Raw genomic sequence first — 10,451 nt, forward strand, 5'->3', positions numbered from 1 at the left:
TTCCTCACGAGGCCTTCTCGATGATCTTCAAAGTCGTTCGTTCGCCTGGCTCGTGGCCGGTCCGCCGGTGCACATCCAGTGCGCGGCGAGCGTAGGTTTTCGCCTGTGCCAAGTTTCCCTGTTCGATTTCGGCTTCGGCCAACGCGGTCAACGCCTGGCCGATGACCACTTGGTATCCCTGGGTCTCAGCGATGGAAAGAGCTTGCCGCGCGAAGGAAAGCGCCGCACTGTTGTCCCCCATTTGAACGCTTGTGCGGGCAAGACCGATCAGTGCCTCAGCCTCGGCGAAGATGAAATCGCCTTGGTGTGAGATCTCACGTGCTCTTCGGTACTGTTCGAAAGCTGTTGGCAAACAGCCGCAGGCGCTGAACAGCCAGCCCGCGAAACCCAGCACGTCCACATGCGACACCCGGTTGCCGGACTCCTCGCCGAGCGTCAGTGCTCGCTGGACAAGGCTTTCAGCGGTTTCCCGATCACCGGACTGGTACGCAAGCCTTGTCATCACGATGAGATGGCCTATCTGCTGGAGCCAAGCGCCCGATCGCCTGGCAGCCACTGCTGAATCGGCGTAGGCCTGCTCGGCTTCCCGTGTCCGTCCGAGTTGTGAGTACACACCGCCAAGGCAACGCAAAGCTTCACCGAGTATGACCACGGAGTTGCTCTGGCTGCCGATGGCCACCCCTTCCCGCATGGATCGCTCCGCGGAGCGCAGTTCACCCATCTGAGCCAACGCGCTTCCCCGCAGGATCAAGCCGTGCACCACACCAATGGTGAAGTCTCGCGTGCGGGAATCGGCGATCAGGCGCTCGACCGGTTCCATCACTTCGCGAGCCAGGCCGAGCCCTAGTTTTCCCTCACAGATGAAGGCCGACGAGTGCACCATGCCGAGCTCCCATGTGACCCGCCTGGCCAGTTCCCATGAGCGGGTACAGGACTCGACAAACCTCTTCAGGTCACCGACGCGCCAGTACGCTGCGCCAACCGCGAGCTGCATGGCTGCGTGTGCACGCCCATCTCCCACTTGTTCAGCCGCTTTGATGGCGGCTCGGGTGCTGACATGCCACTCGTCTAGATTGCGCATGCGCATCAAGAAGTAGCCGTTGGTGGCATCGGCCAGAAGCCATGCCATCGATGCGACCGAGGAGCCTGCCGCGTCCCGGATGGCGGCGACAATGTTCACCTCCTCGGCCTGCAGCCAAGCCCGTCCCTGTCCGGCGTCCGCGAACATGACGTCTGCCGGTGACGGCTGGCCGTCGTCGAGGTATTGCAAGTCGGCGTGCAGCAGGCGTGCGGCTGCTCGTGCCTTGTTCAGGTACCAGTTCATCAGACGGGCATAGGCATCCCTGTCATCGCCGCACATTTCCGTGGCATACAAGCGAACGAGGTCGTGCAGGCGGTAGCGGCCCGAGGCGTACGGCTCGACGAGGTTGGCGACGATCAGCCGGTCAAGCAGCTCGGCTGCTTGGTGTGGATCCGGAGTGTCCAGCAGACTGGCGGCCGCGGGCACGGTGAAATCGGGACCTGGGATGAGCCCCAGGCGGCGGAACAGAGTTTGTTCCGCTGGATCGAGCGCCGCGTACGAAAGGTCGAACGCCGCGCTGACGCTCGCCCGTGGGTCGTCGGCGAGTCGCAACGCGGCGAGGCCGTACTCTCCGATCAGTTCACCGATGACCTCGGTGATCGTCTGCTGTGGACGCGACGACAGTTTCCCTGCCGCAAGCCGCAATGCGAGCGGGAGGTGACCACAAAGCCTCGCCAGCTCGGCAGCTTCCGCAGGCTCGGCGTCCACTCGTGTCCGGCCAAGTGCGTTTTCCAGCAGCGTTGACGCTTCCGAAGGCTCGAGTGGGGCAAGGGCGAGGGGGCACCCGCCGTCGATTGCGACAAGGGGGCTGAGCCGGTTGCGGCTCGTGACCAGGACAAGACAGGATGTCGTGCCAGGCAACAGGGGGCGGACCTGATCGGCGGTGGCCGCGTTGTCCAGCACGACCAGCACCCGTTTGCCCGCGAGGAGTGAGCGGAACTGAGCGGCGCGCTCGTCGGTGTCCTGCGGGATCCCGGCTGGATCGACGCCGAACGCTCGCAGGAACCGGCCAAGCACGTGTCCCGGATCCACAGGCGGTGCCACAGGATCGAAACCTCGCAAGTTGACGTACAACTGGCCATCCGGGAACGACGCCAGCTCGCGGTGCCCCCAGCGCACGGCCAGCGCCGTCTTGCCCATGCCCGCGATCGCGTGAATCACCACGAGCTGCTTGGTCCGCAGTGCGTCGATACGCGCCAGATCACCGCCGCGTCCGGCGAAACCGTTGACGTCAGCGGGCAATTGAGCGGGAGCAAGCTGCTGCTGAGATTCCGGACGTCCAGCAACCTTGCCTCGCAGGACGCGCACATGCGCCTTGCGTAACTCATCGCCTGGCCGCACGCCTAGTTCGGCAACAAGGCGATCATGGATTTCGGCGTACAACGCGAGCGATTCCGCCTGCTGGCCGTTTGCCGCGAGCGCCAGCATGAGCTTGGCGTGCAGCCCTTCATGGAGCGGCTCATTGGGTAGCAACAACCTCAATTGGTCGGCGGCCTTCGCAGACTCGCCTTGCGCCATGGCTGCTTCGGCGTAGGCAAGCGCAGTCGCCAATCGCCGCTTGTCGATGGCGATCGCGGTCGGGTGGTGCCGCACGGCTTCCGGCAGATCCTCCAGAACGCTCGACCGCCAATACCCGAGGGCTCGCGCCATCGTCCGCACGTCACCGGATTCGCGCGCCGCGTCGAACTGGAGCAGGTCAAGCTGATCCGGATCGATGTCGAGCCGATAGCCGGAGTGGCGGGTACTGATGACATCGCTGCCAAGGACCTTTCGCAGCCGCGACACCATCCCGTGCAGCAATTCGCGGTACGTCCCAGGCGGTTCGTGTCCCCACAGCACCTCGATGATCTCCGCGTGCGACACGACCTGGTTGGCATGCAACGCGAGCAACCCGAGAAAACTACGCAGCTGCGGGCGCGCGATCACCACTGGCCGATCGCCGCGACGCACAACCAGCGGGCCGAGCACGGCCATGGCCAGCCCACCGGATCGCTGCAGGATGGCCGTCAACTGCCGGATCGACGCCTGCCGCGGTCGTTGGATCGTTCCCTTTTCGATGTAACGCAGCGCGCGTTCGCTGATGCCGGCCAGTTCGGCCATGTCTCGCTGTGTCAACCCATTGCGTGCCCGGTATGCGCGAACAGCGGCACCGAGCTCCCCCACGTTCGGATCAGTCATCCCCCGCCCCCACAGGCTTGCGGTGTCCCATGATGCCGCGAACGGTCACGCTGCGCGACGTCCATCAGGGGCAACCCCGGCGGCAACTTTGCCGCAGCACACGGAACCATCTCCAGGTCTCCGCAGCTCAGGCACATCCAAGAAAGTCACCAACCCGAGTTCACTAATTTCAATGCGTGAGTTCACACACAAAAACACAGGGGGTCGGACAAAGATGAAAACCAGGTGGCGCTTCCGCTCTGCCGCAGTCGTCCTCATGGCAGGCTTGTCGCTCTCCCTCGGCACAACGGGAGCCGCGAACGCCTCGCCTACTCCACCGAAACCGGTCGCAGCGGATGCGATGTCCGCGACCGCGAAACCCGCCACTGTGGATGCCGACTGCCCACAACCCGGCCAGCGAGTAAAACAATCGGCATTCGCCGAGGTGTACCTGATCGACCCGGAGTTCACGCTGCGTTTGATTCCCGACGAAGCCACATACTTCAACCTGTGGAACAGCTGGGATGGGATCGTGACGTACGACAACCTCGTACGCTGCTATCCCACGTATGTCGAACTCCACAATGCTCATCTCGCGAAGCTGACCGTCGCGGACCCGGTCTACATCTGGGACAGCTCCGTCGGCTACCGCCACATCGTCAGCGCCGCGGTATTCAACAAGTACGGTTTCGCCTGGGACAAAATCAGACAACAGTCGGTGGTCGGGCCGATCGCGATCGATTGGCCTTGGGACTACTAAAGGCGGATCTGCCTGAGTAGTTGTGTCCGATGGCGCCTCCGCCGGTCCGGCACGACCGGATCGGCGGAGGCCAATTCACGTCGTTGTGGTGGCTTGCCGCGTCCGCCAAAGCACCACGACGAAATAAGGCGTGCCGACGAGAGCGATCACGAGGCCCGCGGGTATTTGCGCGGGGGCGATCACGGTGCGCCCCAACGTGTCCGCGGCGCTCACGAGGATGGCGCCGAGTGCCGCCGCGATGGGGAGCACGCGCGCGTGACGGCCGCCGACAAGGGAGCGGGCCAAGTGCGGTGCGACGAGGCCGATGAATGCCACCACGCCGATCGCGGACACTGCTGTCGCGGCGAGAATGCCTGCGGCGACAAGGATCACCATGCGTGAGCGTTCCATGGGCAGGCCAAGGATGCGCGGTGTGTCCTCGTCGAGGCTCTGCAGATCCAGTTCGCGATGGCGGGACCAGAGCAACGGTGTCAGCGCGAGCAGAGCGATCGCACTCGGCAGCACCTGATCGAGCGTGCGGCCGTAGGTGGAGCCGGACAGCCACGTCAGAGCTTTCGCGGTGTTCCACGGGTCCGAGGTCACGATCAGCAGGGTGATCAGCGCCATCCCGCCCGACCACAGGCCGATGCCGATGATCACCAGCCGGTCGGTGTCCAGGCCCGAACGCCACGCCAGGCCGTAGACCAGCGCGAACGCCGCCGCGGCACCCAACGCGGCCGCGCCGGTGATCTGCCACGTACCGGCCAGCGGCACGAACGTGATCAGGCCGATCGCGCCAAGACCCGCACCGGACGTGATGCCGAGCAACCCCGGTTCAGCGAGCGGGTTACGGCTCACCGACTGGATACCGCAGCCAGCCACGGCAAGCGCGGCGCCCGCGGTGAGAGCGGCCAGCACCCGGGGCAGACGTTGGTCGAGCACGAACGTCAGCGCGTTGCCTGTCGTGCCGGACATCCAGTTCACCAAGTCGCCCAGCAGCACCAGGCGATCCCCAAGCAACATGCCCACGATCGGCGCGGCGATCAGCAGAACTACGACAACCACGCTCGTGCTGGCCAGACGCCGCCGTGAACCTGCCACACTCACGCGCCCAGCCGGGGCCTGTGGCCGGGAGCCGCTGGAGCGGCCGCGACGCGCCAGCCAAATCAGCACGATCGCGCCCAGCAACGTTGTCGTGACGCCAGTGGGCACGCGCAACGCCTCGGCCGATCCCATCGCGGCCCGCAGGAGCACGTCCGCGCCAAGCACCAGCACCACACCGACCAAACCGGACAACGGCAGCAGCACGCGATGCCGTCCCTCTCCCGGCGTCAGCAAGCGCGTGATCACCGGAGCGCACAGACCGACGAACCCAACCGGTCCCGCGACCGTGACGGCCGCAGCGGTCAGCGCCACAGTCAGCAGCACCGCACCGATGCGCGTGCGCTGCACTTTAAGCCCGAGCACGGTCGCGTTGTCGTCACCCAACGCGAGAAGATCCAGCGACCGTCCCATCGCGACCAGTGCCACGGTCGCGGCGAGCACGACGGGTGCCATCTGCGCTGTGGCGTCGAGGTTCGCCACGCTCAGCGAGCCGCTTCCCCAGGCGAACAGGCCTGACGTCTCCTGCTCGTACATCAGCAGCAGCAGGATCGTGATCGACTGCAAGGCCAGCGTCACGGCTGAGCCGACCAGGATCAGCCTTGGCGTCGTCGAGCCAGCGCCGGACAAGCCGAGCACTACGACAGCCGCGCCGAGGGCTCCGACGAACGCCGTCGCACCCGCAGGCAGTGTCGGCAGCGTAAGGCCGAACGCGGAGATCGCAACGACGGCCAGCCATGCGCCCGCGTTGACCGCGAGCGTGTCGGGTGCGGCGAGCGGGTTGCGTGCCACGGACTGCATACCCGCGCCCGCGACGCCCAGCGCAATGCCGAGCAGCAGCGCGGTGAGCAAGCGCGGCACGCGAGAACCCGAGAGAACCGCTTGTGTTTGCTCGTCGCCATCACCGAAGAGGGCGCGGAGCACATCGAGCACACCGGTATCGGCTGTGCCCTGAGTGAGATGGACGGCGGCGAGCGCGGCGATTGCCACCACGGCCGCCGCCGTCACGACGGCGCTGCGCACGGTCAGGCGAGCGCCTTCGTGATCTGCTCAGCGATGTGCACAACGGACTTCGGGCCGCCGAAGGTCCACGTGCCGGGCTGGAGCTTGTAGACCTTCTTGGACACCACGAACGGAAGCCGTTGGTACACCGGGTTCTGCGCGAGTCCGGTGGTGAACACGTCCTCTTCGGACGCGCTGTAGAGCAGGATCGTGTTCGGGTCGGTGAGCGCGGTCAGTCCTTCGACGTCGGTCTGGCCGAGGCCCCACTGCGCGTCGACCTGGCCCGTCCACGCGTTGCGCAGGCCGATCTGCTCGGCGATGTCAGAGACCAGTGAGCCCTTGCCGAACGGGCGGATGCTGACCGTGCTGCCCTCCAGCCAGCCGTCGGCCATCAGGAACGGCGTACCGGCCTTCGCCGCAAGCGCCGTCTTGCTCGCGGCCAGCTTGGCGTCCATTTCGGACAGCAGCTTGTCCGCTTCGGCGCTCTTGCCGACGGTCTGGGCGATCAGCTTGAGGTCCTCGCGCAGCCGGGCGAAGTTGCGGCTCGCGTCGCTGGACTTCGTCACGACGACCGGCACGTACTTCTCCAGTTGCGGCACCAGCGTCGAGTCACGCTCCTCAGCGATGATGACGACATCCGGGTTCAGCGCCACGATCGCGTCGACGCTCGGCTCGTTGCGCTTGCCGATGTCCTTGACCGAAGCGTCAAGCGGCGCAGCGGTATCCCACGTCTTGTAGCCCGCGGTGTCGGCCACTCCGACCGGCATCACACCCAGCGACACGACCATCTCGGCCTCACCCCACTCCAGGGCGACGACCCGTTTCGCGGCGGACTTCAACTCGACGGTCTTGCCGCGCACGTCGGTGACCTTGACCGGTCCGCCGGCGTTCTCGGTGGGTTGAGTGGTTGGTGTCTCTGTGGTTCCGCAGGCGGACAACAGCATCGCGGTGGCCGCGATGAGGACAGGGATGCGCATGGCTCGTTTCTCCGTGTATTGGTTCAAACTTTGGGGGTGTGCCTGCCGACCGGACGGCAGTGCAGCGAGCCAGTCACTGGATCGTCCGCGACCTGCACCGCGACGCCGTACGCCGCGGTGAGGTTCTGCGCCGTGAACACTTCCTTCACGGTGCCGCTCGCGAGGGCTTTCCCTTGGGACAGCAGAACAACGCGGTCGGCGATGATGGCGGCGTGGTCAAGGTCGTGCAGCACGACGCCGACGGCCACCTGGTGGTCGACGGCGAGGTCACGGACAACGTCGAGGATCTCGACCTGGTAGCGCAGGTCGAGGTGGTTGGTCGGCTCGTCGAGCAGCAGGACGGACGTCTCCTGGGCGAGGCAGGACGCGAGCCACACGCGTTGCAGCTCACCGCCGGACAACTCGTCCACGCCACGGTCGGCCATTTCAGTCACGCCAGTCATCGCCATTGCCTTCGCCACGGCAGCGGGGCCGTCCGGGTCGATCCCGCGCCACCCGGAGCGATACGGGTGCCGCCCGTAGCCCACAACGTCCTTGACGGACACACCAGACGGTGTAGGCCGTTGCTGCGTAAGCAATGTGACGTTGCGCGCGAACTCTTTGCCGGACAACGCAGATCCGTTCCAGACAGCGCGCTCGCCGAGATGGACGTCACCGCCCTTGGGCTTGTGCAACCGAGCCAGGGACCGCAGGAGCGTCGACTTGCCGGAGCCGTTGGGACCGACGAGGGCCGTGATGGCGCCTGGAGTCAGCTCCAGCGAGACACCGTGCACCACCTCGTGGTCGTGATGGGCGAGTATCAGCTCATGACCAGCCAACATTGCCCCAGCAGCCGCAGACATGAGGGCAGCCTAGCCTAACTTCAATCGTCCGTTATGCGTGATCTACTGCACTCACCAGCGCTTTCACCTGACGTAACCGGTCAATTTCACTCCGCCTCGGCCGATCCGGCCGCTGGGTTAAGATCCGCTGGCTGTTGATTTGGGCGTCGAGAGGGAGCCATGTGGCGGACGCTGGCCAGCGCGGTGGCCGCATTGCTCGTGCTGTTCCTCGGCAGCCTCGCGTTCAACGCGGCGTCAGGGCAGAGCCGGTGGCCGGGACCGCTCGACTTCGTGCGCACCAACCCGTGGGTGGTGCTGCTGCTCCTCATTCCCCTCGCGTTATTCGGGTTTTGGCAGTCACCAAGCCGTACCCGTAAGGCGAAGGACCTACCCGCGCCCGCGACGTACCGGCTCCCGCCGCGCAACTCCAACTTCACTGGCCGCGACGCCGTTCTGCGGGAGCTACGCCAGCGCCTCAACTCAGCGAACGACGTCACGACACAGGTCGTGCACGGGTTGGGCGGTGTCGGCAAGACGCAGCTCGCGGTCGAGTACGCCTACCGCTACCGGTCGAAGTACCGGTTCGTCGCCTTCGTCGACGCCGAGCAGCCCGAACTGGTGGCGCCTCAGTTCGCATCGCTCGCCAGGGAACTCGGGCTGACCGACGTCAGCACCGACCAGGTCTTCCCGAAGGTGTACGGCAAGCTGGTGGACCGCAGGCCCTGGCTGATCATCTTCGACAACGGGGAGAAACCGGGCACGCTCGCGCACGCGCTGCCGTCGGGCGATCTGGTGAGCCACGGCCACATCCTTGTCACGACCAGGGTGAGCGGCTGGTCGAGCCGGGCGGGCGTGATCGACCTGGACGTGTTCGGCAGGCAGGAGTCGGTCCAGCTGCTGCTGCGCCGGGTGCCCGGGATGACCGAAGCGGTGGCTGAGCAGATCGCCGAACGACTGGGCGACCTGCCGCTGGCGTTGGAACAAGCGGCCGGATACATGGACTACAACCACACAGCGCCCGAGGCCTACCTCGCTCTGCTGACGTCCCGGTTGGAGGACATGATCGGGCAGGGCGAGCTGACCGACCGGCCAGCGGTGGTGGTCTCCACCCTGTGGCAACTCAGTGTGCGAAACCTGGAAGCCGACCAGCCCCAAGCGGTCCGGCTGCTTCAGCTGTGCGCCTTGCTGGCGCCAGAGCCGATTCCGCTGGACTTGTTCACTCCGGACACCCTTGCCGCCGTGGCCGACCCGCTGGTGTGGGACACGACCGTCGGCGCTCTGGCCGGCCTCGGTCTCGCGCGGCGTGGGGAAACGACCTTGTTGCTGCACCGGCTCGTCCAGGCCGCCATCCGGGCTTCGATGCCGGACGACGTACACGTGGACACTCGGACTCAGGTGTCGCGTGCACTGCTCGCGGCCGTCCCGCACGACATCCACGGGGACCCGAATGCGCGAGAGCGGTGGGAGGAGCTGCTTCCGCATGTGTTGGCGGTGACCAAGGACGATCCACCGGCCGAGTGCGCCGCGGAGGCGGCGGTGTTGTTGAGGCTGGCATCGGAGTACGTCCTGAGCATCGGGGATCGCTCGATGGCGCTGCCGTTGTGCGAACGTGCCCTCGCGATCGACGAGGCGCTCGAGGACCGGGACGCGGAGCTCGGCTTCGACCTGATCGCCCTGGCACAGATCCACCAGGACCTCGGCGCGCCGGAGAAGGCACGCCCGCTCGCGGAACGCGCCCTGCGCCTGCACGAGTCCGCCCTGCCGCCGGAAAGTCCAGCGATCGCAACGGACCTGGCCACGTTGGCGCGGATCATGCACCGGCTCGGTGACGATGAAGCGGCGCTGCCGCTGGCCGAACGGGCGCTCCAGATCGACGAGGCGGCGCACGGGCCGGACGACCCGTACGTGAGCTTCGACCTGATCGCGCTGGCGAACCTCCACCTCGGCCTCGACGACTACGCCACAGCCGTCCCGCTGATCTCGCGGGCGCTGCAGATCCGCGAGGCCAGCTACGCACCAGACCACCTGTACATCGGGTACGCCCTGCTGCTCAAAGCCCGAGCCGTGCACGCGTTGAACGACCCGTCGGCCGCGGATCTCGCGCGCCGGGGTGCGCAGATCCTGCACGCCCAACTGGGCAAGGCGCACCCGAAAACCGTGGAAGCCTTCGAACTGGCCGACCGCCTGCGCGTCAGCTGATCCCGGTCAGGCCTCGGGCGGCGGCTGCTCCTCGGCCGGTGCCGGGACCAGGCCGTCGCGTATCCACTTCAGCTTGATCTCGAACTGGCCCTGCATACCGGTCCGCGCGATCACCGCACCGGCTTGGGCGTCCAGTTTCAGGCCGAACTTGATCTCCAGTTCGTCCGGGCGGCGTGGCATCGCGAGGAACTCGGCCATCGCCGCCGACGCGGCGTCCCTGACCTGGTGCAACGCTCGCTCCAAGGTCGCGGACGCCTCCTTGAGCACCGATCCCGGCCTGGCGGCGCGCTGCATGCCCGGTTCCGGTTCCACCTCCACCAGCACCGACCCGCCGACCTCGAGCGGAAACCGCACCAGCTCCGGCATCTGTCCTC

At 66.3% G+C, this 10,451-nt stretch carries 7 protein-coding genes; 2 read left to right on the forward strand and 5 right to left on the reverse strand.

What is annotated here, in order from left to right; genetic code table 11:
• Positions 1-4 precede the first annotated feature (4 nt).
• Positions 5-3,259 carry a BTAD domain-containing putative transcriptional regulator gene (locus B9C43_RS45890; protein ID WP_084433637.1) on the reverse strand — a complete coding sequence of 1,085 codons (3,255 nt, stop codon included), beginning with the start codon at positions 3,257-3,259 and terminating at the stop codon, positions 5-7.
• Between the two features lie 256 nt (positions 3,260-3,515).
• On the opposite strand from B9C43_RS45890, the gene B9C43_RS45895 reads away from it, so the two are divergent.
• Positions 3,516-3,998, forward strand: a complete 483-nt coding sequence (locus B9C43_RS45895; RefSeq protein ID WP_143447070.1) for a hypothetical protein — start codon at positions 3,516-3,518, stop codon at positions 3,996-3,998.
• A 75-nt stretch (positions 3,999-4,073) separates the two neighbouring features.
• Here the strand turns inward: B9C43_RS45895 and B9C43_RS45900 are convergent, their stop codons facing one another.
• The 3 genes from B9C43_RS45900 to B9C43_RS45910 are packed head-to-tail and all read right to left on the reverse strand — an operon-like array spanning position 4,074 to position 7,899.
• Positions 4,074-6,101, reverse strand: coding sequence for an iron ABC transporter permease (locus B9C43_RS45900; protein ID WP_407657165.1), 2,028 nt, complete (start codon positions 6,099-6,101; stop codon positions 4,074-4,076).
• 2 nt (positions 6,102-6,103) lie between these two features.
• A complete protein-coding gene (locus B9C43_RS45905) occupies positions 6,104-7,057 on the reverse strand; it encodes an ABC transporter substrate-binding protein (RefSeq protein ID WP_033392173.1) in 954 nt (317 codons plus the stop codon).
• A 23-nt stretch (positions 7,058-7,080) separates the two neighbouring features.
• Entirely contained in the window at positions 7,081-7,899 is an 819-nt protein-coding gene (locus tag B9C43_RS45910) for an ABC transporter ATP-binding protein (protein ID WP_084433640.1), read from the reverse strand.
• 159 nt (positions 7,900-8,058) lie between these two features.
• Between B9C43_RS45910 and fxsT the strand changes: the two genes are divergently transcribed.
• Positions 8,059-10,077 (forward strand): FxSxx-COOH system tetratricopeptide repeat protein, encoded by a 2,019-nt coding sequence (fxsT, locus tag B9C43_RS45915; protein ID WP_084433641.1) that lies wholly within the window; start codon positions 8,059-8,061, stop codon positions 10,075-10,077.
• Positions 10,078-10,083: 6 nt separating this feature from the next.
• Here the strand turns inward: fxsT and B9C43_RS45920 are convergent, their stop codons facing one another.
• Positions 10,084-10,443, reverse strand: a complete 360-nt coding sequence (locus tag B9C43_RS45920) for a CU044_2847 family protein (protein ID WP_084433642.1) — start codon at positions 10,441-10,443, stop codon at positions 10,084-10,086.
• Between the last annotated feature and the right edge of the window lie 8 nt (positions 10,444-10,451).

Origin of the sequence: Kibdelosporangium aridum, assembly GCF_900176515.1 — a bacterium.
Classification (GTDB): domain Bacteria; phylum Actinomycetota; class Actinomycetes; order Mycobacteriales; family Pseudonocardiaceae; genus Kibdelosporangium; species Kibdelosporangium aridum.